The sequence below is a fragment of the Micromonospora sp. NBC_00421 genome (genome assembly GCF_036017915.1).
In the GTDB taxonomy this organism is placed as follows: Bacteria; Actinomycetota; Actinomycetes; order Mycobacteriales; family Micromonosporaceae; genus Micromonospora.
In genome coordinates this window covers 3,829,986-3,852,802 of record NZ_CP107929.1, presented here as the reverse complement: position 1 = coordinate 3,852,802, position 22,817 = coordinate 3,829,986, and the positions used below count along the sequence as shown (strand labels likewise).

The following is a 22,817-nucleotide window of genomic DNA, read 5'->3' as shown; positions in this document are numbered from 1 at the left end:
CAGCGGGCGGCGGCGGGTCACTGACCGTCCAGTTGGGCCGGCTGGGTCTCCCTGATCCAGCGCCACTCGGCGACCCGGGGGTCGTCCTCGCCGTACCGGCGGGTGTGATCGCGGCAGGCCTGCCGGGTGTCGACCATCTCCTGACGCAGGTGGGCGGCGCGGGCGGCCAGGCCGGGCACCCGGTCGATGACGTCGATGACTAGGTGGAAGCGGTCCAGGTCGTTGAGCATCACCATGTCGAACGGCGTGGTGGTGGTGCCCTCCTCCTTGTAGCCGCGCACGTGCAGGTTGTCGTGGTTGGCCCGGCGGTAGGTGAGCCTGTGGATCAGCCACGGGTAGCCGTGGTAGGCGAAGATGATCGGCTTGTCCCGGGAGAAGATGGTGTCGAACTCGTTGTCCGGCAGGCCGTGCGGGTGCTCCGACGACGGCTGGAGCCGCATCAGGTCGACCACGTTGACGACCCGCACCTTGAGCTCGGGCAGGTGCTGGTGGAGCAGGTCGGCGGCGGCGAGGGTCTCCAGGGTCGGCACGTCACCGGCGCAGGCGAGCACCACGTCGGGCTCCTGGCCGTCGTCGGTGCTGGCCCAGTCCCAGATGCCCAGGCCGCGCCGGCAGTGCTGGACCGCCTCGTCCATGGTCAGCCAGTTCGGCGCGGGCTGCTTGCCGGCCACCACCACGTTGATGTAGTGCCGGCTGCGCAGGCAGTGGTCCATGGTGGAGAGCAGGGTGTTGGCGTCCGGCGGCAGGTAGACCCGGACCACTTCGGCCTTCTTGTTGACCACGTGGTCGATGAAGCCGGGGTCCTGGTGCGAGAAACCGTTGTGGTCCTGCCGCCAGACGTGACTGGAGAGCAGGTAGTTCAGCGAGGCGATCGGCTCCCGCCAGGGGATGCCCCGGGTCACCTTCAGCCACTTGGCGTGCTGGTTGACCATCGAGTCGACGATGTGGATGAACGCCTCGTAGCTGGTGAAGATGCCGTGCCGGCCGGTCAGCAGGTAGCCCTCCAGCCAGCCCTCGCACAGGTGCTCGGAGAGCACCTCCATCACCCGGCCGTCGGGGGAGAGGTGGTCGTCGGTCGGCTCGATCCGGCCGACGAAGGCCCGGTCGGTGACCTCGAAGGCGGCCCCGAGCCGGTTGGAGGCGACCTCGTCCGGGCCGAACAGCCGGAAGGTCTGCGGGTTGGCGGTGATCACGTCGCGGACCCAGGTGCCGAGCACGCCGGCCGCACCGACCACCGGCTCACCCGGCTGCCGGACGTCGACGGCGTAGTCGCGGAAGTCCGGCAGGGTCAGGTCGCGCAGCACCCGTCCGCCGTTGGTGACCGGGTTGGCGCTCATCCGGTGCTCGCCCTTGGGCGGCAACGCGGCCAGCTCGGCGACCGGGGCACCGGTGGCGTCGAAGAGCTCCTCCGGTCGGTAGCTGCGCAGCCAGCGCTCCAACTCGGCCAGGTGCTCCGGGTTGTCGCGTACCTCGGCGATGGGCACCTGGTGGGCCCGGTAGGTCCCCTCGACCTGCTTGCCGTCGACCTGGGCCGGGCCGGTCCAGCCCTTCGGGGTCCGCAGGATGATCATCGGCCAGCGCGGGCGCTCGACCCGGCCGCCGGAGCGGGCCACCCGCTGGATCTCGGCGATCTCGTCGCAGGCGCGGTCCAGGGTGGCCGCGAGGAGTTGGTGCACCTGCTCCGGGTCGTCCCCGGCGACCAGGTACGGCTGGTAGCCGTGGCCGCGCATCAGGCCGAGCAGGTCCTCGGTGGGGATCCGGTCCAGCACCGTCGGGTTGGCGATCTTGTAGCCGTTGAGGTGCAGGATGGGCAGCACCGCGCCGTCCCGGGCCGGGTTGAGGAAGACGTTGGACTGCCAACTCCCCGCCAGCGGGCCGGTCTCCGCCTCCCCGTCGCCGATGACGCAGGCGACCAGCAGGTCCGGGTTGTCGAAGGCGGCACCGTAGGCGTGGCTCAGGGCGTACCCCAGCTCGCCGCCCTCGTGGATCGAGCCCGGCACCTCCGGTGCCACGTGGCTCGGGACGCCGCCGGGGAAGGAGAACTGGCGGAACAGCCGCTGCATGCCGGTCTCGTCGCGGCTGACCGAGTGGTACAGCTCGCTGTAGGTGCCCTCCAGCCAGGTGTTGGCGACCAGCGCCGGGCCGCCGTGGCCGGGGCCGGTGACGAAGATGGCCGACAGGTCGCGGTTGACGATGACCCGGTTGAGGTGCGCGTAGAGCAGGTTCAGGCCGGGGCTGGTGCCCCAGTGGCCGAGCAGCCGGGGCTTGACGTCCTCGGGGGTAAGCGGCTCGCGCAGCAGCGGGTTGTCCAGCAGGTAGATCTGCCCGACGGTCAGGTAGTTCGCCGCCCGCCAGTAGGCGTCCAGCCGGCGCAGCTCGTCGTCGGTCAGGGGGCTGTGCAGGTCGAGAGCGGTGTCCATGCTGCCAAAGCCTCTCGCGGGTCGGGGAGTTCTGCACCCGGAAGCGCCGTTTCGCCCCGGGCAGACCCAGTCTTCGCGTTCCGGGGGGTCACCGGTCAGGGCCGTTGGTCCCGGCGGCCGGGGACCTCATGCCCCGGCCGGTGCGGCGGAAACCAGGCCACGGACGACGATGACCGGTGCCGGTGCGTGGTAGAGCAGGGTCTGGCTCACCTCGCCCAGCATCCCCCGCCCCGGCTGGTCGCCCCGGGCGCCGACCAGCACCACCTGCGCCGACCGGGACTGCTCCACCAGGACTGTCCCGGGGGCGCCGTGCACGGTGTGGCACTCCGTCGGCACGTCCGGGTGGTGCCGGCCGACCTCGGCGACCAGCGCGGTGAGCAGGTCGTCGCCGTCGTCGGGCCACCCCGGCTCGACCACCCGCACCGCGACGACCCGGGCCGGTCGGCGGACGGCACAGCCGAAGGCGAAGTCGAGCGCGGCCCGGGAGCCGGGCGAGCCGTCCACGCCGACCAGCACCGGCCCCGGAGGCGGCGGGTCGGGGCGGACCACCAGCACCGGGCAGCCGGCCCGCGCGGCGAGCTGCACGGCCGGCGCATCGGCCGGCACGCACCTGCCGCAGCCGGCCATCCCGCCGTCCCCGATGGCCACCAGGAACGCCGTCTCGGAGCGGCGGACCAGGGCACCGACCGGGGCCCCCTCGACGATCTCACCGCTTACCGACACCCCCGCTTCGACCTCGTTCGCGGTGCTGGCGGCGCGGGCGATCAGCTCCTCGGCGGCGTCCCGGCTGCCGACCAGCGACGGGCCGGCGAGGGCGGCCTCCCAGTTGAAGGCGTGCAGCAGGGCCAGGTCCCGACCGTGGGCGGCGGCCTCCCGGGCGGCCAGCCGGACCACCGCGAGGTCGGTCGGTGTCGGGCCGACGCCGACCACCACCGGGCCGCCGGTGGATCCGGTCATCCGGTTCACCTCCCGGGCGTCCCGCACGGTACGGCCACGCCGTCCCCACCGACGCTAGTCGCGCGGGGCGGGTGGCGGAGCCCGATCGGCCGGACGGGCCTGGTCACGCCGGTGTACGCGTAGCACGACGGCGGTGGCGTTGTCGCTGCCGCCCGCGGCCAGGGTCGCGGCGAGCAGGGCGCGGACCGCCCGGGTCGGGTCCGGTTCGGAGAGCAGTTCCCGTAGCCGGTGGTAGTCGAGTTGGTCGCTGACCCCGTCGGTGCAGAGCAGCCAGGTGTCACCGGGGCGCAGCGGCACCCCGAGCAGGTCCGGGTCCGGCCGGTCGGGGTGGCCCAGGTAGCGCAGCAGTTGGTAGCGGGCGCGGACCGCCTCCGGGGAGTTCGCCGGCCACCAGCCGTGCAGCACGCCGAGCCAGGCCATCGTGTGGTCCACGGTGACCAGCTCCAGCAACCCGTCCCGCAGCCGGTACGCCCGGGAGTCGCCGAGCTGGACGATCCAGGCCAGCGCGCCGTCTGGCTCGGCGAGCAGGGCGGTCAGCGTGCAGCCGGCCAGCTCGTCCAGGGCGGCACCGGCCCGGCGTACCCGGATCTGTGCCTCGGTGACCGCGGTCCGCAGCTCGTGGGGGCCGACGGCGGGCCAGCCGGCGTGGACCAGCTCGTGCAGGGTGTCCCGCGCGGTGCTGCCGGCGATCCGACTGCCCTCGCCCTCGCCCATGCCGTCGACCACCGCCACGAACGGCAGTTCCGGGTCGACGTGCAGGACGTCGAAGTTGGCCGGGTAGCGGTCGCCGACCACGGAACCGCCGGCGACCTCCCACTCGAACCGGCCGACGGGCAGCCGGTGGGCCGCCTCGACGGGCTGGTCGGCGGTGCGGCGACGGAACACCAGCGGACGGTAGCACCGCCGTCGGCCCGGACCGGGCGTCCGGCGTCGTGTCGGGTACCTGTCGATTTCGTCAACTCGGGTTGACAGGGGTTCGGTGTCAACGTAGGTTGACGGCATGAGTCAGGCGACGGAACTCGCGGCGGCAGCCGGCAGCACCGACCCCAGGGTCGGCCTGCGCGCGGTGCTCGCCCTGCGCCGGCTCCTCGAACGGCTGGAGGTGGTCCAGGTGGACAACGCCCGACGGCAGGGCTGGTCCTGGCAGGAGATCGCCGACGCGCTCGAGGTCAGCCGGCAGGCGGTCCACAAGAAGCACGCCGGGCGACCGGCGGTCCGCGGCACCTGGGAGGAATGATGTTCGAACGGTTCACCGACCGGGCCCGGGCGGTCGTCCAGCGCGCGGTCGAGCAGGCCCGGAGCGACGGACGACGCCCCGTCGGCACCGAACACCTGCTGCTCGCCGTGCTGGCCGATGGCGACGGGCTCGCCAGCCGGGTGCTCGTCGAGGCCGGCCTCGACGCCGACGACCTGCGCGCCCGGGTCCGGCGGCACGTCGGCGACGGCGGGCTCGGGCTCGGCGAGGCGGACGCCGCTGCGCTGCGTGAGATCGGCATCGACCTGGCGGCCATCGTCGCCCGGATCGAGGACTCCTTCGGCCCGGACGCCCTGCGCGAGGCCGTTCCGGCACCCCGTCGGCGGTGGCGGCTGCGGCGGCCGGTCGGCGGGCCGTTCTCGCCCCGCTCCCGCAAGGTGCTGGAGTTGGCGCTGCGCGAGGCGCTGCGGCTGCGCCACCGCCACATCGGCACCGAACACATCCTGCTCGGTCTGCTCCGCGAGGGCGGCGGACTGGGCGCGGTGGTGCTGACCGAGGCGGGCGCGGACCTCGGCGACCTGCGCCGACGGGTCGAGTTGGCGCTCCGCACGGTGGCCTGAGCCGCCGACCGGCCCCCGGCCCACTCAAACCTGTTTGCGGTCAATGCAACGTCGACCGTCGTCGGGTCGCTGAGCGGGCCGGGGTGCTGCACACTTGCGCCGTGGACGGTGCAGAGCAGAAGCGTACGGTGACCGGCGACAACCGCGCCCCGCGCTCGGCGGTGGTGGTCAACCCGACGAAGGTGGCCGACCTCGACGAGTTCCGCCGGACCGTGGACGAGGCTCTCGCCGCCGCCGGTTGGCCGGCCCCGACCTGGTACGAGACCACCGCCGAGGACCCCGGCCGGGGGCAGACCGAGCAGGCCGTCGCCGCCGGGGCCCAGCTGGTCTTCGCCTGCGGCGGCGACGGCACGGTGATGGCCTGCGTCACCGCGCTGGCCGGCACCGACGTGGAGCTCGCCGTGCTGCCGCAGGGGACCGGCAACCTGCTCGCCGCCAACCTGGGGCTCTCCAACGACCTGGCCGCCGGCCTGCAGGTGGCCGTCGAGCGCGGACGCCGCCGGCTGGACGTGGGCGTCGTCGACGACAAGTGCTTCGCGGTGATGGCCGGGATGGGCTTCGACGCGCAGATGCTGGCCGACACCTCCGAGACCACCAAGGCCCGGATCGGCTGGCCCGCGTACGTGGTGGGGGCCGCGAAGCACCTGCGGGACCGCCCGATGCGGCTCACCATCCGGATCGACGACCGGCCCCCGGTGCGCCGTCGCGCCCGTACCGTGCTGGTCGCCAACGTCGGGCGGCTCCAGGGCGGGGTACGCCTGCTCACCGACGCCGAGCCCGACGACGGCTGGCTCGACGTCGCGGTGCTCACCCCCAACCGGGTGCGGCACTGGCTCGCCATGGGCTGGGCCCTGGTCCGCCGGCAGGGCAGTGTCCCCCGGATGGAGGTCCACCGGGCCCGCAAGGTCGTCATCACCAGCAACCGCGCCCAGCCCCGGCAGCTCGACGGCGACCTGATCGCGCCGGGCCGGACCCTGGCCGCCGAGATCAGACCCGAGTCGCTCTGGCTCTGCGTGCCGCGTCCGGCCCAGGACCCCGACCTGGCCCACGACGCCGACGCGGCGGCGAAGCGCGGTGAGAAACTGGTCGAGGAAGCCCGCCGTGAGTAGCACCAAGCTCGTCCCCGAGACCCGGTTGATGGCGTCGGACGACCTCTCCGCCGACGACGCCTGGCGTACGCTGCGCCGGCTCGGTGGCTGGCACCTGCTGCGCGACGGCTTCATCCGGTTCCGCTACGGCGACGGGTTCAGCCACTCCCGGGCCTTCGCCCTGCAACTCTGCCTCGCCGTGGTCCCGTTCCTGATCGCGCTCACCGGTCTGATCAGCGACCTGGGCGTCGAGGAGGGCGGCCGGGTGGTCGCCGACACCGTGCTGGCGCTTACCCCCGGGCAGAGCGAGCAGGTGGTGCAGGACCTGCTCGGCGACAGCGACCGCACCGAGAGCAAGGGCGAGTTGGCGCTGACCCTCGGTCTGATCACCGGCCTGGTGGCGTTGACCACCACCATGGCCCAGATCGAACGCGGCGCGAACCGGATCTACGGGGTGGAACGGGACCGTCCGGCGCTGCGGAAGTACCTGCGGGCGGCGGTGCTCGCCGTGGTCGCCGGCCTGCCCGCGCTGGCCGGGTTCCTGATCCTGGTCGGCGGCGGGGCGATGGGCGAATCGGTGCAGCGGCACTACGAGTGGGGTGACCTCGCCGCCGGCGTCTGGGAGGCGGTGCGCTGGCCGCTGAGCCTGGTGCTGACAGTGGTCGCGGTGGCGGTGATCTTCCGGCACGCCCCCCGGCGTAAGCAGCCCGGCCTGTCCTGGCTCTTCTTCGGCGCCGGCATCGCCACCGCCCTGTGGTGGCTGGCCAGCCTGCTGCTCGCCGGGTACGTCAAGTTCGGCGGCGGCTTCGGCCAGACGTACGGGGCGTTGACCGGGATGATGGCGTTGCTGCTCTGGGCCAACCTCACCGGCATGGCGCTCTTCGGCGGGCTGTCCTTCGCCGCCCAGTTGGAGGCGATGCGGATCGGCGCTCCCGAGCCGGCCCAGCCCGACCTGTGGGAGCCCGAGGCCGAGCAGGTGGAGCTTCGACACCGGTGAGATGACAGCACTCTGACCCCGCCACACCGGACGGGCGTGTACGGGGCGGCGGAATCGGGTACAGCGCGCCTCGCCACGTCGACGCAGGGAGGTGCGGGTTGACCGCGGTCAAGGAGACGACGGCCCGACGGCCGCTCGGCCATTTCGCCGAACGGAGCGTCGCCGGCCTGTTGGCCGTGGCCGGCGCGGGCGTCGGTTTCGGGCTGTTGCTGATGCTCGTCAGGTTCAAATGGAGCCCGATGTACCACGCCGACCACGAGGCGGCCGAGTGGTTCAACGGGCTCGTCGCGCCGCACCACGCGCTCGTCACCGTGCTCCAGGCGGTCACCGACCTGGGCGGTCGGCCGGTGCTGATCTGGCTGGTCACCATCGCGGTGGTCACCCTGCTGATCCGCCGCCAGTCCCGGTTGGCGGTCTACCTGATCGTGACCGGGGTGGGCGGGCTGATTCTCGACCCGTCGCTCAAGGCCCTGGTCGGCCGGCTCCGGCCGGTGGTCGACGTGCCGGTGGCCAGCGCCCCCGGCAACAGCTTCCCCAGTGGGCACGCGCTCGGCTCGTTCGTCGCGTACGGGGCGCTGCTGCTGGTCTTCCTGCCGGCCATGTCGCCCCGCTGGCGCAAGCCGGCGATCGCCATCGCGGCCGTGCTGGTGGCGCTGGTCGGGCTGACCCGGATCGCGCTGGGCGTGCACTTCGTCTCCGACGTGCTCGGTGGCTGGCTGCTCGGTGCGGCCTGGCTCGGTGTCACCGCGTACGCCTTCCGGCTGTGGCGGCGCGAGCGCGGCCGGCCGGTGCCGCCGCTGACCGAGGGGCTGGAGCCGGAGGCCGGCGACAAGCTCACCCCGGCCCCGGCCGAGGAGCACGTGCTGGAGCACCCCCGCTCGGCCGTGGCCGAACTGCTCGTCGGCTGGGTGATCATCTTCGGTGCCCTGTACGCCTTCGGCAGCTACGTCAGCTACCACGCCAAGGGCACCGTCTTCGAGACCCTGGACACCGACGTGCCGCGTTGGTTCGCCGACCGGCACACCGACTTCCTCACCGAGCTGAGCTGGTGGTGGAGCAAGTTCGGCGACACCCACGCCATCCTGATCGTCTCGCTGGTCTTCTGCCCGCTGGTGCTGGCCATCTGGAAGCGGTGGCGGCCCGTGCTCTTCGTGGTGCTGGCGCTCTTCGGCGAGCTGAGCCTCTTCCTCGCCTCGGCCCGGGTGGTGGAGCGGCCCCGCCCGGCGGTGGAGAACCTGGACGGGCAGATGCCCACCTCGTCCTTCCCGTCCGGGCACATCGCGGCGACCACCTGCCTCTGGCTGGCCGTCGCGATCATCGTGTTCGTCCGTACCGACCGCTGGTGGCGTTGGCTGTTCGTGGCGCTCGCCGTGATCATGCCGGTCGGGGTGGCGGTCTCCCGGATGTACCGGGGGATGCACCACCCGACGGACTTCATGGGCGCGCTCATCCTCAGCGGCCTCTGGATCGGGCTGCTCTACTGGGTGATCCGCCCCAACGCCGACGTGTACGAGGGCAACCGGCCCGAGATCGAGTCGGAACAGGTCGACGAGCTGGACGACGAGCTGGCCAAGGCCGGCCGCCCGGATTGAGCCGTCGACAGTGCTGCGGATGATGACCTGGAACATCAGGACCGGCGGCCGGGACCGCACCGGCCCCGGCCGGCTGGACCTGGTGTCCCGGGTCGTCGCCGCGCAGGCCCCCGACGTGCTGGCCGTGCAGGAGCTGCGCGGCTTCGACCGGCCGGGGGTGCTGGCCGGGTTCGCCGACCGGCTGGGGATGCGCCCGCACCTGGCCCGCGCCTGCTTCGGTCAGCCGGTGGCCGTGCTGGTCCGCCCGCCGTGGCCGACCCGCTCGGCGGGGCCGGTCCGTCGGCCGTTCCACCACGCGGCGCAACGGGTGGAACTGGCCACCACCGCCGGCCCGCTCACCGTGCTCAGCGCGCATCTCGACCCGTACGCCGGGTGGCGGCGGCGGGTGGAGGCCGGCTGGCTCGCCGGGGCGCTGCGCCGCGCGCCGGGGGAGCTGGCCCTGGTCGCCGGGGACCTGAACACCCTCGACCCGGGCACCGAGCACGCCGACCGGGTGGCCCGGCTGCCCGAGGCGTACCGGCGGCGGCACCTGCGCCGCGACGGGCGGACCGTGGAGACCCGGGCGGTGGCCCGGCTGCTCGCCGCCGGCCTGGTCGACCTCTGGACCCACCACGCCGGCGGGCCGGCCGATCCGACCCACGCCGGTGGGCCGGCCGATCCGACCCACGCCGGCGGGCCGGCCGAGGCCGGGCTGACCGCGCCGACCCGGCACGGCGGCGGCGTCGAGTTCTCCGGCATGCGACTGGACTACCTGCTCGGCACCCCGGCGCTCGCCGCCCGGCTGCGGGACTTCCACGTGGTACGCGGCGGCGACACCGAGTACGCCTCCGACCACTACCCGGTCGTCGCTGAGCTGGACCTCGACCCGGCCTGACGGGCTCGTCGCGGATGCCCGCCGGCTGCACGCCGCCGCACCGGTCATCGCACCGAGCCGCACCGGTCATCGCACCGAGCCGCGCTGGTCATCGCACCGAGCCGGGCTCATCCTGGTGCCTTTGCGCCTGGGTGGCCCGTCCGGTCGGCGACGCGGTGCACCCCGCGGGGCACCCTGTCCGGTGGCCACCATCTCGGCACGTCCTTATGCCGCCGGGGCATAAATATGACAAGCAGGCATGTCTACTCCGGGCAAGTGGTACCCACCATGCCGCGTGTGCGGCAGCCGCTGCCCGGGGTCCTCCTGCCGTCCGGCCCGGTGGGGCACGACGTCGGGTGCGGCACCAGATCCGGTTCCGCCGTCGTCAGAGGAGCAGGTTGACCAGGACGGTCAGGACGATCGAGGCGAGCACCGAAAAGAGGATCATCAGGAGGCAGCCGAAGCCGCCACCGGGGCGGCACGATCGGGTCCCGTTCCCCGGTGAGCACGAGGGTGGGCGCGGTGATCCGGGCAGGTCCGTCTCCACCGCGTGGCGTACCGAGTGCGAGACGGTGGTGGCGACCCGCCACGGCCGGGCGTCGAGGACGTCGCGGCGCAGGATCGGCACCTGCCAGGGGTTCCGGCTGACGTCGGCGGCCGGGTGGGACGCCATCGCGTCCCCACCCAGGCCGGCCGTCGGGCGCGGCGCGGCGAGGGCGCGCCGCAATGCGCCGGGGCCGGCACCGGTCGGGTGCGGGTCGGGACGGGTGCGCGACCCGTCCCGACCCGCCACCGTGGTCACAGTTCGCGGAGTCGGGGCAGCAACTGCTCCTGCGCCCAGTCCAGGAACATCGGCTGGCTGTCCCCGCCGACCTGGAGGAGCGCCACGTGGGTGAAGCCGGCGTCGACGAAGGAGCGGAACGCCTCGACGTGCCGCTCGACGTCGGGGCCGCAGGGGATGCCCTCGGCGACGTCCTCCTCCCGGACGAACTGGGTGGCGGCGGCGAAGGCGTCCGGGTCGGGCAGGTCGGCGTTGACCTTCCAACCGCTGCCGAACCAGCGGAACTGGTCGTGCACGATCTTGCGGCACTCGGCCTCGTCGGGGCCGTAGCAGATGGCCACCTGGCCGTAGCGGGGCTGCCCGGCGCCGCCCGCGTCGTCATAGAGCTGGATGATCCGGGAGTCGGGTTCGGTGGCGACGATGCCGTCGGCGTACTCGGCGGCCAGCGCGGCCGACGACGGCCCGGACGCGGCGACGGCCATCGGCACGGGTCGTTCCGGGCGGTCCCAGACGAAGGCGTCGGGGACGTCGAAGTGGTTGCCGGAGAAGGTCAGCGTCTCGCCGTTGAGCAGCGGACGGATGATCTGGAGCGCCTCGGAGAACATCTCGTGCCGCTGTTGCACGTGCGGCCAGCCGCCGACCACGTGCTCGTTGAGGTTCTCCCCGGCGCCGAGGCCGAGGGTGAACCGGCCGTCGGAGAGCACCCCGATGGTGCTGGCCTTCTGCGCCACCACCGCCGGGTGGTAGCGGCGGATCGGGCAGGTCACGAACGACATCAGCTCGGCCCGGCTGGTGGCGTGGGCGACCGCGCCCAGCACCGACCAGGCGTAGGGGGAGTGGCCCTGCGCGTCGAGCCACGGGTAGTAGTGGTCGGACATGACCAGCTGGTCGAAGCCGGCCGCCTCCGCCCGTACCGCGTGGTCGACCAACTGTTTGGGGCCGGTCTGTTCGCACATCAGGGTGTAGCCGACGCTGACCATCCTGGTTTTCTCCTTCCGGGCGACGATCGTCTCCGGATACCCCTGCCCGGTGCCGGTCAACCTCGGATGCCCGCCGCTTCACCCGACGGGGTGCCCACCGGCGGAACCCGGTCACCACGAGGATGGACTCTTGACGGTGCCGGGACTGGCGTCTAGCCTCCGACTTAACCGGTTCAGGCTGGTGGTGTCACATCCTGTGGTGGGGATGGCCGATCCCGGTGGTGACCCGCGTCCGGCGTGGGTCACCACCGGGAGGGGCAGGACCAGCTCCGTAACTTAACCGGTTGCCTTCCCGATTCCATCGGCCTACGCTGATCCGCACGCGGCCTGGGAGTCCGGCGGCGGCTGTCGGGCTACAGCCGAGCGCCACCGTCACACCATCGCCACCCCGCCAGGGCAACGGGGTCGACCTTCCTGAGGAAACCCATGAAGAAGCGACTTTCCGTCGCCGGCGTCGCCCTGCTCACCGTGCTCGCCGCCGTGTTCGCCTTCGGGCAACCGGCCCAGGCCGCGGCCGGCTTCTCGGTCTCCGGTGGCAAGCTCTACGACGCCAACGGCAACGAGTTCATCATGCGTGGCGTCAACCACGCCCACACCTGGTACCCGCAGCAGACCACCTCCTTCGCCAACATCAAGGCGCTCGGCGCGAACACCGTGCGGGTGGTGCTGGCCAGCGGTGACCGCTGGACCAAGAACACCGCCGCCGACGTCAGCAACGTCATCTCGCTCTGCAAGGCCAACAAGCTGATCTGCGTGCTCGAGGTGCACGACACCACCGGCTACGGCGAGCAGGCCGGGGCGATCACCCTGGACCGGGCGGTCGACTACTGGTTGAGCATCGCCAGCGCCCTCCAGGGCCAGGAGCGGTACGTCATCGTCAACATCGGCAACGAGCCGTACGGCAACCAGGGCTACGCCACCTGGGCCACCGACAACGCCAACGCGATCAAGCGGCTGCGCGCCGGCGGCATCGCCCACACGATCATGGTGGACGCGCCGAACTGGGGTCAGGACTGGTCGTTCACCATGCGGGACAACGCGGCAGGCGTGTTCGCCGCCGACCCGCAGAAGAACACGGTCTTCTCCATCCACATGTACGGCGTCTTCGACACCGCCGCCGAGATCAGCGACTACCTGGGCCGGTTCCGCACGGCCAAGCTGCCGATCGTGGTGGGCGAGTTCGGCTTCGACCACTCCGACGGCAACCCCGACGAGGACACCATCCTGTCCTACACCCAGGCCAACGGGATCGGCTACCTCGGCTGGTCGTGGAGCGGCAACGGTGGCGGCGTGGAGTACCTCGACATGACCACCAACTTCAACCCGGCCGCCCTGACCACCTGGGGCCAGCGGATCTTCAACGGTGCCAACGGCATCAAGGCGACGTCGAAGGAGGCGTCGGTCTACTCCGGCACCACCCCGACCACCCCGCCGACCACGCCGCCCACCACCCCGCCGACGACTCCACCGACCACCCCGCCGACCACGACCCCGCCGACCACCCCGCCCGTCACGACTCCGCCGGCGACCGGTGGCTGCACGGCGACCTACGCGATCACCGGTTCGTGGCAGGGCGGTTTCCAGGGTGAGGTCAGGGTGACCGCCGGCAACGCGGCCATCAGCGGCTGGACCACGAAGTGGACCTTCGCCAACGGCCAGACCGTCAACCAATCCTGGAACGCCACGCTGAGCAGCAGCGGCAGCACCGTGACCGCCCGCAACGTCGACTACAACGGCCGGCTCGGCGCCGGCGCCAGCACCGCCTTCGGCTTCATCGGCAGCTGGAACGGCAGCAACCCGGCCCCCACGGTGACCTGCACCGCGAGCTGAGCGCACGTCCGATCCACCGGTGGCCGGGTCCGTCCGGACCCGGCCACCTCCTTCTCCGGTACGCCCACCGCGCCGACCCCGTCCAGCCCCGACCGGCCCGGTTCAGTCGACGGCGTCGACCTCCAGGAGCAGCGCCTGCTCCGGGTGCAGGGCGGGCAGTTGCAGGCCCACCGTCGCCAGCACCGACCCGCCCAGCGTCACGCCGGGCAGCCAGCGGGGTTCGGTGATCTGCAACGTCGCCGGCTCCGGCACCCCCTCGGCGGGTCGGACGGCGTACCGGCGGGTCGGGTCGAGACCGGGCAGCCGGACCGGGCCGGGGGTCTGCGTGGCGGAGGTGGCCAGCCGGGACACCGCGTACACCGCGCGGGAGCGGTCGTGGGCGACCACGCCGTGCGCCTGGACGGCCGGGTCCGGGTGGTCGAGCCGGATCACCCGGCCGGTGTGCAGCAGCGGCCGGAGCCGCTTGTGCAGGGCCACCCAGCCGGCCAGCTCGGCCCGTTCGACATCGCTGATCGCGACGATGTCCCACTCGATGCCGTGATGGCCGAAGAGCGCGGTGACCGCCCGGAAGCCCAGGGCGTGCACCCGGCCGGTGGTGTGCGAGCGCTCCGGGCCGATGTGCGTGCCGACCAGCTCCGGGGGCAGCAGCAGGCCGGTCCAGCGTTGGATCGACAGCCGTTCCAGGGCGTCGTTGCAGTCGCTGGCCCAGACCCGGTCGGTACGCCGCAGGATCTCCAGGTCGACCCGGGCCCCGCCGGACGAGCAGCTCTCGATCTCCAGGTGCGGGTGCCGGGCGCGCAACTCGTCGAGGAGCCGGTAGGCCGCCAGGGTCTGCGCGTGCACCCCGGGCCGACCGGCGTGCCCGGCCTCGGTGAGGTCCCGGTTGTGGTCCCACTTGAGATAGTCGATCCCGGGGTGTTCGGTAAGCAGCGCGTCGAGCCGGTCGAGCAGGTGTGCGTACGCCGCCGGGTGGGCCAGGTCCAGCACCTGCTGATGCCGCCACGGCAGGGGCAGCCGGCCGGGCGTGGTGAGCACCCAGTCGGGGTGGGCGCGGAACAGGTCGGAGTCGGGGTTGACCATCTCCGGCTCGACCCAGAGCCCGAACTGCATGCCGTGCCCGCGTACGTGGTCGACGAGGGGTGCCAGCCCGGTGGGCCAGACGTCGGCGTCGACCTGCCAGTCGCCCAGGCCGGCCCGGTCGTGCCGGCGATTGGTGAACCAGCCGTCGTCGAGGACGAACCGCTCGACCCCCACCTCGGCGGCCCGGTCGGCGAGCGCCCGCAGCCGGTCCAGGTCGTGGTCGAAGTAGACCGCCTCCCAGACGTTGAGGGTGACCGGGCGCGGCGTGCGGGGGTGCTCCGGGCGGGCGCGCAGGTGGGTGTGCAGCACGTCGCTGAGCCCGTCCAGCCCGGTGGTGGAGTGCGCCGCGTAGAGCAGCGGGGTGGCGTACTCGTCGCCGGGGCCGAGGACGATCTCGCCGGGGGCGAGCAGTTCCCCGCCGCCCAGGGTGGACTCCCCGGTCGGCCGGCGTTCGGCGGCGGTCACATGGTCACCGCTCCACGCGGTGTGCACCGCCCACACCTCGCCGTGGCCGAAGCCGAATCCGGCGGTGCCGGCGACGAGCAGCAGGGTGGCGTCGTGCCCGGTACGGCCGTGCCGGCCCTCGCGGACCCAGGCGCCCTGCGGCCACGGGTGCCGTTGCGGCGCGCGTTCGCGGCACCAGCGCCCGGTCAGGTCGAGCAGTTCGGTGGCGACCGGTGGCACCGGCAGCACCGGCGTCAGCTCGCGTACCTCGTAGGGTTTCTCGGCGTCGTTGCGCAGCCGGTGCCGCACGGTCAACACCCCGGCCGGGTCGAGGGTGATCTCGACGGTCAGGGTCAACCCCGCGCCCGGGTCGGTCGCCCGCACGCTCGCCCGCGCCGTGCCGTTGTCGGTGCCGGGGTCGTCGACGTCGAGGTTGTCGAGGTGGAAGGCGGTGGACCAGTCGCGGCCGGCGCGGTGGCCGGCGAGACCGGGCCGGCCGCTCCAGCCGGCGCTCGCCTCGGGCAGCAGGGACAGCACGGTCGGCGCGTCGAAGCTGCTCGGCACCACCGGCGGCACGGTGGCGTCGACCAGGGCCGGCAGGTCGTCGGCGGGCAGCGGACCGAGGTCGTCCCCCCAGTGGACGATCCGGGGCAGCCCCGGGCCGCGTGCGTCGAGCACCAGGCTGGTGCGGCCCCGGCGCAGGTGGATCACGGTCGGATCGGTCATGGCGCTCATCTCCGGTGCGGGCACCCCGGCATCCGTCACGGTCGGTCGCCGTCGTCGCGCTGTGCGGGAGCGGGGCGATGTGGGTGAGGTCGCCGGGTGTCAGTACCGCGCGAGAGCGGTATGCCTGTGGGTCATATTCATGCCTGCCAGGAATACCGCTCTCGCGCGCATGTGTGGGTGGGTGGGGGCGGTGGTGACCTCAGCCTTTGGACGCTCCCAGCGTCAGGCCCTTGACGAACTGCTTCTGCAACAGGAAGAAGATCACCAGGGTGGGGATGGCGACAAGCACCGAGCCGGCCGACACCAGGTTGTTGTCGGTGAAGAACTCGCCGCGCAGGTTGTTCAGCGAGCTGGTGACCGGGAACTTGTCGCCGGTACGCATCAGCACGGTGGCCCAGAAGAACTCGTTGTAGATCCAGGTCACCTCCAGGGTGGCCAGGGCCGCCAGCGCCGGCCGGCACAGCGGCATGGTCACCTGCCAGTACTGCCGCCAGATGCTCGCCCCGTCCACCATTGCCGCCTCGTAGAGGTCGCGGGGCAGCGCCTTCATGTAGTTGCTCAGCACGAAGACGCAGAAGCCGCACTGGAAGGCGACGTTGACCAGGATCAGCCCCCAGTAGCTGTCGTAGAGCAGTTCCGAGTCGCTCATGAACTCCGGCAGCGGCACCTGCGTGAAGATCCGGAACAGCGGGATCAGCAGCGCCTGCTGGGGCAGCAGGTTGGCGGCGGTGAAGAGCCCGAGCAGGACGATGTTGAGCTTCCAGGAGAACCGGGCGATCACGAACGCCACGCAGGAGGCGAGGAAGAGGGTCAGCAGCACCGCCGGGACGGTGATGTAGACCGAGTTGAGGAAGTGCTTGCCGAACTCGGCGGTCCGCCAGGCGGTGACGTAGTTGTCGAACGTCCACCCGCCGAGCGAGACGTACCCGTTGGCGGCGGTGTAGGCGTACGAGCGCAGCGAGGTCAGCACCGCCCAGAGGATCGGGAACAGCCAGCCGACCGCGACCGTGCCGAGGAACAGGTGCAGCACCACCCGGGCGGGGCGCAGCGGCGGTCGACGCGGGGCCGGCTTCGATGCCGGCCCCGACGCCTGCGGACGGGTCGTGGTCGACGTGCTCATCGCCGGCCCTCCCTCATGACGACGGCCAGGTAGATGGTGATGAAGACAAGCGAGATGGCAAGCATGATGGTCGCCAGGGCGGAGCCGAAGCCGATCCGGCTCGCCTCGCCTACCACGTTCTGGGTGACCAGGGCCGAGATGAGCTCCAACCCGTTGCGGCCCTTGTTGATCACCCAGACCAGGTCGAACGCGCGCAGCGACTCGATCACGGTCACCACCAGCACGATGATGTTGATGGGCCGCATCACCGGGAAGACCACCCGGAAGAAGGTGCTGGTCTCCGAGGCCCCGTCGACCGAGGCGGCCTCCCGCAGCGACGGGTCGACCCCCTTGAGTCCGGCCAGGTAGAGCAGCATGATGTAGCCGACGTGCCGCCAGCCGGCCGCCACCAGCACCGCCCAGATGTTGACGTGCGGGTCGCCGTACCAGTCGGTCTGGCCGCCCAGGACGGCGTTGAGCAGCCCCTGGTCGCGGGAGTAGATGAGCTGCCAGACGAAGCCGATCAGTGCCAGCGAGAGCACCACAGGCAGGTAGAGCGCGGTCTGGTAGAACCGGCTGCCCCGGATCTCCTTGTCGAGCAGCACGGCGAGGAACATCCCGAGCGGGGTGGCCACCACGAACAGTGCGGCCAGCCAGAGCAGGTTGTGCTGCATCGCCGGCACGAACGGCGGATAGTTGCCGACCACGTCGGCGTAGTTCCGGCCGCCCACCCAGTCGATCTCGCTCAGGGGGCCGATGCCGTCCCAGTCGGTGCCGGAGAGCGCCACGGTGGCCAGCGCGGGCAGCCAGACCAGACCCACCACCAGCAGCAGCGGTACGAGCACCATCAGCGTGATCACCACGCGGTCGGTGCGGGACAGGAGCCGTAGCCGCCGGCCACGACCACCCCGGGAGGGGCTGGTCGGGGCCGGCGACGCCACGGCGTGATCCGCTTGGATCAGGGGCAGGTCGGACACGACGGTCCTCCCCCTCTCGCCGTCAGCTGGTGAAGATCGACTTCTTCTGGTTCTCGATGCTGTTGACCAGCCCGTCGATGTCCCTGGGGTTCTTGATGAACTGCTGGAGGGCCGGGATGATCACGGTGGAGGCGAAGTCCGGCCGGGTGTCCCGGTCGAGGAACTGGGCGATCTCGGTGGCCGAGCCGACCAGCTCGGCGGCCTTCTTCTGCAGGGCGGTGTAGCCGCTGGTGTCCGCGCCGCTGTTGGCGACCAGGGTGGTCGGGTCGTTCTTCACGGTGATGTCGGCGGCCTCCTTGGAGCCGACGTACTCCAGCAGCTTCCTGGCGTTGGCCTCGGCCTTGGGCTTGCGGGCCAGCATGTAGCCGTCGATCGGCGCGTCCAGCGCCTTGGCCCCGATGGCCGGGTCGATCTCGGGGAAGGTGAAGAAGTCGATGTCGTCCTGCTCGTCGTTGCCGAACTGCTGGGCGACGAAGAGGCCGAGCAGGTACATGCCGCTCTTCTTCTGCTGCAACGACTGGGCGGCCTCCTGCCAGGTGCGGCCCAGGCTGTCCGGCTGGTGCAGCGGGAGCAGGCCGTTCCAGGTGTCGAAGACCTTCTTGACCTTGTCGGAGGTCCACGCCTCCTTGCCGGCCATCAGGTCGATGTGGAACTGGTAGCCGTTGATCCGCAGGTTGAGGATGTCGAAGGTGCCCATCGCCGGCCAGCCGTCCTTGTCGGCGAAGGCGATCGGGGTGAGGCCGTCCTTCTTCATCTGCGCGCCGAGGGCGGTGAACTGGTCGATGGTGGTCGGCACCTGGTAGCCGTGCTGCTTCCAGACCGACTTGCGGTAGAAGACCGCCCACGGGTAGTACGACGACGGTACGAAGTACTGCTTGCCGTCGTCCCCGGTGGACGCCTTCCTGAACGCGTCGGAGTAGCCGGAGAGCTTGCCCCACACGTCGCTGATGTCGCCGGTCAGGCCCTTGGCGGCGAAGAACCGCATCCGGTAGCCGGCGAACCACATGAACACGTCGTCCGGCTTGCCCTGGAGGTAGTTGTTGATGTTCTCCTGGTAGGTGTTGTGGTCCACCGTGTTGATCTTGGGGGCGACGCCGGACGCGGCCTTGAACCCGTCCATCACCTTGGCGATCACCGCCTTCGGCTGCGGGTCGGACTGGTTGGAGCCGACCGACACCTCCTTGCTGTCGCCGCCCGAGCCGGAGCCGGAGTCGGAACCGCAGCCGGCGAGCAGCCCGGTGCCGAGCAGCGCGCCCGCGCCGACCCCGGTGAGCAGGGAGCGTCGGCCGATGCCGGCGACGGAGGACGGTACGAGCCGGGCGAGGTACTCGGCTTCGGTGCGGGGACGGGACATGGTGCCTCCTGCGGATGAAGAGGTGCGCTGCGCCCGAAGGGCCGTCAGTGGTGGGGGAGCGGCAGTTCGGAAATGCCAACATAGATCCACCGAGAACGAACATTGGCAAACACGAACTCCCGGTGGCGCTTGAAGCTACCCGTCCGTGCCGCCCTGTCAAGGGGGCAGCTCCGGATCGATATCTGTGTGCTGACAGGCGATCCGAGCGGTAAACGTTGGAAAGATGGTCGATGTTGGAAAGTGTTGACTTGATCGTCCGCTGGGGGCACGCTCTGCACTCATGCGGCAACACGGCAGCTGGCAGGGCGACGGGATCCACTTCGGCGCCGACTACAACCCCGAGCAGTGGCCTGAGCAGGTCTGGGCCGACGACGTCGCGCTGATGCGCCGGGCCGGGGTCGACCTGGTCTCCGTCGGGATCTTCTCCTGGGCGCTGCTCGAACCGTCCCCCGGCCGGTACGAGTTCGGCTGGCTCGACCGGGCCCTCGACGTGCTGCACGCCGGCGGCATCCACGTCGACCTGGCCACCGCCACCGCCAGCCCGCCCCCGTGGCTGGCCCACCGGCACCCCGAGACGCTGCCGCGTACCGTCGACGGCACCGTGCGGTGGCCCGGCGGGCGGCAGGCGTACTGCCCCAGCTCGCCGATCTTCCGGGAGCGTTCGCTCGCCCTGGTCGAGACCGTCGCCGACCGCTACGCCGAGCACCCCGCGGTGGTCATGTGGCACGTCTCCAACGAGCTGGGCTGCCACAACGTGCACTGCTACTGCGACGTCAGCGCCGAGGCGTTCCGGGGCTGGCTGCGCGGGCGCTACGGTGACCTCGACCGGCTCAACGACGCCTGGGGCACCGCCTTCTGGAGCCAGCGTTACCACGACTGGGCCGAGATCAACCCGCCCCGGGCCACGCTGACCATGGCCAACCCCACCCAGCAGCTCGACTTCCTGCGGTTCTCCTCCGACGAGCAGCGCGCCCAGCTCCGCGCCGAGCGGGAGGTGCTCAAGCGGCGGGTCCGCCAGCCGGTCACCACCAACTTCATGATCGGCATGGCCAAGCACATGGACTACCACTCTTGGACGTCCGACGTGGACCTGGTCGCCAACGACCACTACCTGATGGCCACCGACCCGAACGCCCACCTCGGCCTGTCGTTCGCCGCCGACCAGACCCGGGGCGTCGCCGGCGGTGCCCCGTGGCTGCTGATGGAGCACTCCACGAGCGCGGTCAACTGGCAGCCCCGCAACGTCGCCAAGACTCCCGGCCAGCTACGCCGCAACAGCCTCGCCCACGTGGCGCGCGGCGCCGACGGGGTGCTCTTCTTCCAGTGGCGGGCCTCCCGGGCCGGCGCGGAGAAGTACCACTCCGCCCTGGTCCCGCACGCCGGCCCGGACACCAAGGTCTTCGACGAGGTCTGCCGGCTCGGCGCCGACCTCAAGGCCCTGGCCGAGGTACGCGGCAGCCGGGTCGAGGCCGAGGTGGCGATCCTGTTCGACTGGGAGGCCTGGTGGGGGGTCGAGTTGGACTCCCACCCCAGCGTCGACGTCACCTACACCGACCGGATGCGGGCGCTCTACGACGCGCTGTGGCGGGCCGGGGTCACCGCCGACGTGGTGCACCCGTCGGCCGACCTGTCCGGCTACCGGCTGGTCCTCGTCCCCACCCTCTACCTGGCCCGCGACGCCGACGCCGAGGCGCTGCGCCGGTACGTCGCCGGGGGCGGGACGGCGCTGGTGACCTACTTCAGCGGGATCGTCGACGAGCACGACCACATCCGGCTCGGCGGCTACCCGGGCGCGTTCCGGGAACTGCTCGGCGTGCGTACCGAGGAGTTCTTCCCGCTGCTGGCCGGCGAGCAGGTCACCCTCGACGACGGCTCCACCGCCGACGTGTGGACCGAGTGGCTGCACCCGGAGGGTGCCGAGGTGGTGGCGTCGTACGAGGACGGGCCGTTGCCCGGGGTGCCCGCGCTGACCCGGCACCGCGTCGGCGACGGCACCGCCTGGTACCTGGCCACCCGGCTCGACGAGGCGGCCACCGACGCCCTGGTGGTGCGGCTGCTCACCGAGGCCGGGGTCCGGCCGCCGGTCGCCGCCCCGCCCGGCGTCGAGGTGGTCCGCCGCCACGCCGACGACCGGTCCTGGCTGTTCGTGCTCAACCACACCGAGGACGAGGCGACCCTCGACGTGACCGGCACCGACCTGCTCACCGGGCAGCCCTGCGGCGGCACGCTGCGGGTGCCGGCCGGCGAGGTGGCGGTGGTCCGGGAGGAGCGGGCGGCGACGGTGGCGGTCCCAGCGGGTGAGCCGTCCCCGGCCGCAGCGGCCTGACCTGCGTACCGTTCCCTCGTCCGCGCGGTTGGGAGGTTCCATGCTCGCTCAGCAACGGCAGAACGCCATCCTGGAGCTGATCCGGCAGCGCGGCGGGGTGCGGGTCAGCCACCTGGTCAGCAGGTTCGGCGTCTCCGACATGACGATCCGCCGCGACCTGGAGGTGCTTGCCGAGCGGGGGCTGGTCGACAAGGTGCACGGCGGGGCTACCCTGGCCGGTCCCGGGTCGGCCGAGGAACCGGGCTTCGCCGCGAAGTCGATCCGTCAGCAGGACGAGAAACGGGCCATCGCCGGGCGGGCCGCCCGGATGGTCGAGCCGGGGATGGCCGTGGCGCTCTCCGCCGGCACCACCACCGCCGCGCTTGCCACCCTGCTCGGCGACGTACCCGGGTTGACGGTGGTGACCAACTCGATCCCGGTCGCCGACGCGCTCTACCAGAACCCGCGTGTCGACCAGACCGTGGTGCTGACCGGGGGCATGCGTACCCCGTCGGACGCGCTGACCGGGCCGGTGGCCGAGGCGGCGATCCGTACCCTCAATGTGGATCTGCTCTTCCTCGGCGTGCACGGGATGAGCCCACGCACCGGGTTCACCACCCCCAACCTGCTGGAGGCGGCGGTCAACAGGCGGCTGATCGGTGCCGCCCGGCACCTGGTGGTGCTGGCCGACCACACCAAGTGGGAGACCATCGGCATCGCCACCATCGCCCCGCTGGCCGAGGCCGACCTGCTGATCACCGACGCCGGGCTGCCGCCGGACGCCCGCCAGCAGATCGGCGAACAGGTCGGCGAGCTGGCCGTCGTGGAGGTCGACTGACAGCCGCCGACCGGCTCACCGGCCGGGGTCGCACGGCCCGTCGTGCTCGGCCCGTGCCAGGCAGCGCCGGCGGTCCGGCAGGATCCGGTCACAGAACACCCACCGTCGTACGTCCTGGGCGTCCTCGGCGGACACGGTGGCCCCACCGACCTCGACCCCCGGCACCAACGCCAGCGAACGCGCCAGCGCGTACGCGAAACGCAGCGCATCGTCCCGGTCGGTGATCGTGATCGGCAGATGGATGACGTGGCCGGGGGACCGGTCGTCCGAGCCGGCGACCGCCTCGACTGCGGCCCGGGGAAGCGGGGCGAAGACCGCGTCGGGGCCGGGTGCTGCCGGCGGGTTCACGACCGACGCCGGCGGGCCTGGACGGTCTGCCAGTCACGGAGCGCCTGTTTGATCCGGGCGTTCTCCTCGACCAACCGGTCCACCTCGTGGTGCAACGTCGTCAACTCCAGCGCTACCCGGTGCAGGAACCGGCGTACCTCCTCGGGGTCGAGCCCCCGCCGGCCGAACCCGGCGGGGGAGAACCGCCTGTTGCGGACGAGCACGGGGTGCAGCCGGGCCGGGAGCGCGCCCCGGTAGATGGTGCCTGGTCCCATCGGTCCCTCCTCTGTGCGCTTTGGATGGGGCGGCCCCGCTGGAGGGGGAATTCCGGCAGGGCCGCCCCGCCCGGCGACC

The 22,817-nt window shown here is 72.1% G+C and carries 18 protein-coding genes and 3 pseudogenes; 10 read left to right on the top strand and 11 right to left on the bottom strand.

The annotated features are described in order from the left end of the window. Positions 1-17: 17 nt before the first annotated feature. From OHQ87_RS15855 to OHQ87_RS15845, 3 genes are all read right to left on the bottom strand, one after another. On the bottom strand, positions 18-2,420 hold the full coding sequence (locus OHQ87_RS15855; protein WP_328338619.1) for a phosphoketolase family protein: 2,403 nt from the start codon (positions 2,418-2,420) through the stop codon (positions 18-20). A 126-nt stretch (positions 2,421-2,546) separates the two neighbouring features. Beyond that, positions 2,547-3,377 carry a universal stress protein gene (locus tag OHQ87_RS15850; RefSeq protein ID WP_328338617.1) on the bottom strand — a complete coding sequence of 277 codons (831 nt, stop codon included), beginning with the start codon at positions 3,375-3,377 and terminating at the stop codon, positions 2,547-2,549. 54 nt (positions 3,378-3,431) lie between these two features. Next, on the bottom strand, positions 3,432-4,262 hold the full coding sequence (locus OHQ87_RS15845) for a PP2C family protein-serine/threonine phosphatase (RefSeq protein ID WP_328338615.1): 831 nt from the start codon (positions 4,260-4,262) through the stop codon (positions 3,432-3,434). Between the two features lie 115 nt (positions 4,263-4,377). Between OHQ87_RS15845 and OHQ87_RS15840 the strand changes: the two genes are divergently transcribed. From OHQ87_RS15840 to OHQ87_RS15815, 7 genes and pseudogenes are all read left to right on the top strand, one after another. Further along, a complete protein-coding gene (locus tag OHQ87_RS15840; protein ID WP_067310060.1) occupies positions 4,378-4,614 on the top strand; it encodes an HTH domain-containing protein in 237 nt (78 codons plus the stop codon). After that, positions 4,611-4,802: pseudogene (locus OHQ87_RS31390) on the top strand (Clp protease N-terminal domain-containing protein); the annotation flags it as partial. The gene OHQ87_RS15840 and the pseudogene OHQ87_RS31390, both read left to right, overlap by 4 nt. A gap of 183 nt (positions 4,803-4,985) precedes the next feature. Continuing rightward, positions 4,986-5,165 (top strand): annotated as a pseudogene (locus tag OHQ87_RS31385) (Clp protease N-terminal domain-containing protein); the annotation flags it as partial. A 128-nt stretch (positions 5,166-5,293) separates the two neighbouring features. After that, a complete protein-coding gene (locus OHQ87_RS15830) occupies positions 5,294-6,301 on the top strand; it encodes a diacylglycerol/lipid kinase family protein (RefSeq protein ID WP_328338611.1) in 1,008 nt (335 codons plus the stop codon). Then, positions 6,294-7,293, top strand: a pseudogene (locus tag OHQ87_RS15825) (YihY/virulence factor BrkB family protein). The gene OHQ87_RS15830 and the pseudogene OHQ87_RS15825 overlap by 8 nt, the downstream one beginning before the upstream one ends. Positions 7,294-7,375: 82 nt before the next feature. Then, the gene (locus OHQ87_RS15820) at positions 7,376-8,869 is read left to right on the top strand and encodes a phosphatase PAP2 family protein (RefSeq protein ID WP_328338609.1); all 1,494 of its coding nucleotides are present in this window, start codon (positions 7,376-7,378) and stop codon (positions 8,867-8,869) included. 10 nt (positions 8,870-8,879) lie between these two features. Continuing rightward, the gene (locus OHQ87_RS15815) at positions 8,880-9,743 is read left to right on the top strand and encodes an endonuclease/exonuclease/phosphatase family protein (protein ID WP_328338607.1); all 864 of its coding nucleotides are present in this window, start codon (positions 8,880-8,882) and stop codon (positions 9,741-9,743) included. A gap of 364 nt (positions 9,744-10,107) precedes the next feature. Here OHQ87_RS15815 and OHQ87_RS15810 read toward each other — a convergent pair whose 3' ends face one another. Continuing rightward, positions 10,108-10,515, bottom strand: coding sequence for a hypothetical protein (locus tag OHQ87_RS15810; protein ID WP_328338605.1), 408 nt, complete (start codon positions 10,513-10,515; stop codon positions 10,108-10,110). A gap of 5 nt (positions 10,516-10,520) precedes the next feature. Then, complete coding sequence (locus OHQ87_RS15805; RefSeq protein ID WP_328338604.1) at positions 10,521-11,483, bottom strand: TIGR03557 family F420-dependent LLM class oxidoreductase; 963 nt, start codon at positions 11,481-11,483, stop codon at positions 10,521-10,523. 426 nt (positions 11,484-11,909) lie between these two features. On the opposite strand from OHQ87_RS15805, the gene OHQ87_RS15800 reads away from it, so the two are divergent. After that, positions 11,910-13,313 carry a cellulase family glycosylhydrolase gene (locus OHQ87_RS15800; protein WP_328338602.1) on the top strand — a complete coding sequence of 468 codons (1,404 nt, stop codon included), beginning with the start codon at positions 11,910-11,912 and terminating at the stop codon, positions 13,311-13,313. 102 nt (positions 13,314-13,415) lie between these two features. Here the strand turns inward: OHQ87_RS15800 and OHQ87_RS15795 are convergent, their stop codons facing one another. The 4 genes from OHQ87_RS15795 to OHQ87_RS15780 form a co-directional block, all read right to left on the bottom strand. Then, positions 13,416-15,563: an alpha-galactosidase gene (locus tag OHQ87_RS15795; protein WP_328338600.1), complete on the bottom strand. Its 2,148-nt coding sequence runs from the start codon at positions 15,561-15,563 to the stop codon at positions 13,416-13,418. A gap of 199 nt (positions 15,564-15,762) precedes the next feature. Then, the gene (locus OHQ87_RS15790; protein WP_328338599.1) at positions 15,763-16,683 is read right to left on the bottom strand and encodes a carbohydrate ABC transporter permease; all 921 of its coding nucleotides are present in this window, start codon (positions 16,681-16,683) and stop codon (positions 15,763-15,765) included. Continuing rightward, a complete protein-coding gene (locus OHQ87_RS15785) occupies positions 16,680-17,639 on the bottom strand; it encodes a carbohydrate ABC transporter permease (protein ID WP_328338597.1) in 960 nt (319 codons plus the stop codon). The genes OHQ87_RS15790 and OHQ87_RS15785 overlap by 4 nt, the downstream gene beginning before the upstream one ends. A gap of 22 nt (positions 17,640-17,661) precedes the next feature. Next, positions 17,662-18,993, bottom strand: coding sequence for an ABC transporter substrate-binding protein (locus OHQ87_RS15780; protein WP_328338595.1), 1,332 nt, complete (start codon positions 18,991-18,993; stop codon positions 17,662-17,664). Positions 18,994-19,273: 280 nt separating this feature from the next. On the opposite strand from OHQ87_RS15780, the gene OHQ87_RS15775 reads away from it, so the two are divergent. Next, a complete protein-coding gene (locus OHQ87_RS15775) occupies positions 19,274-21,319 on the top strand; it encodes a beta-galactosidase (RefSeq protein WP_328338593.1) in 2,046 nt (681 codons plus the stop codon). Between the two features lie 40 nt (positions 21,320-21,359). After that, positions 21,360-22,136: a DeoR/GlpR family DNA-binding transcription regulator gene (locus tag OHQ87_RS15770; protein ID WP_328338592.1), complete on the top strand. Its 777-nt coding sequence runs from the start codon at positions 21,360-21,362 to the stop codon at positions 22,134-22,136. 15 nt (positions 22,137-22,151) lie between these two features. Here the strand turns inward: OHQ87_RS15770 and OHQ87_RS15765 are convergent, their stop codons facing one another. Both OHQ87_RS15765 and OHQ87_RS15760 read right to left on the bottom strand, forming a co-directional pair. After that, a complete protein-coding gene (locus tag OHQ87_RS15765; protein WP_442930461.1) occupies positions 22,152-22,484 on the bottom strand; it encodes a hypothetical protein in 333 nt (110 codons plus the stop codon). Further along, entirely contained in the window at positions 22,481-22,738 is a 258-nt protein-coding gene (locus OHQ87_RS15760; protein WP_328338590.1) for a DivIVA domain-containing protein, read from the bottom strand. Before OHQ87_RS15760 ends, OHQ87_RS15765 begins: the two co-directional genes overlap by 4 nt. Positions 22,739-22,817 lie beyond the last annotated feature (79 nt).

Coding starts and splice junctions, on each gene's coding strand:
- OHQ87_RS15840 (WP_067310060.1), top strand. CDS start 4,378: ATGAGTCAGGCGACGGAACTCGCGGCGGCAGCCGGCAGCACCGACCCC.
- OHQ87_RS15760 (WP_328338590.1), bottom strand. CDS start 22,738: ATGGGACCAGGCACCATCTACCGGGGCGCGCTCCCGGCCCGGCTGCAC.
- OHQ87_RS15805 (WP_328338604.1), bottom strand. CDS start 11,483: ATGGTCAGCGTCGGCTACACCCTGATGTGCGAACAGACCGGCCCCAAA.
- OHQ87_RS15780 (WP_328338595.1), bottom strand. CDS start 18,993: ATGTCCCGTCCCCGCACCGAAGCCGAGTACCTCGCCCGGCTCGTACCG.
- OHQ87_RS15790 (WP_328338599.1), bottom strand. CDS start 16,683: ATGAGCACGTCGACCACGACCCGTCCGCAGGCGTCGGGGCCGGCATCG.
- OHQ87_RS15855 (WP_328338619.1), bottom strand. CDS start 2,420: ATGGACACCGCTCTCGACCTGCACAGCCCCCTGACCGACGACGAGCTG.
- OHQ87_RS15775 (WP_328338593.1), top strand. CDS start 19,274: ATGCGGCAACACGGCAGCTGGCAGGGCGACGGGATCCACTTCGGCGCC.
- OHQ87_RS15850 (WP_328338617.1), bottom strand. CDS start 3,377: ATGACCGGATCCACCGGCGGCCCGGTGGTGGTCGGCGTCGGCCCGACA.
- OHQ87_RS15800 (WP_328338602.1), top strand. CDS start 11,910: ATGAAGAAGCGACTTTCCGTCGCCGGCGTCGCCCTGCTCACCGTGCTC.
- OHQ87_RS15770 (WP_328338592.1), top strand. CDS start 21,360: ATGCTCGCTCAGCAACGGCAGAACGCCATCCTGGAGCTGATCCGGCAG.
- OHQ87_RS15795 (WP_328338600.1), bottom strand. CDS start 15,563: ATGACCGATCCGACCGTGATCCACCTGCGCCGGGGCCGCACCAGCCTG.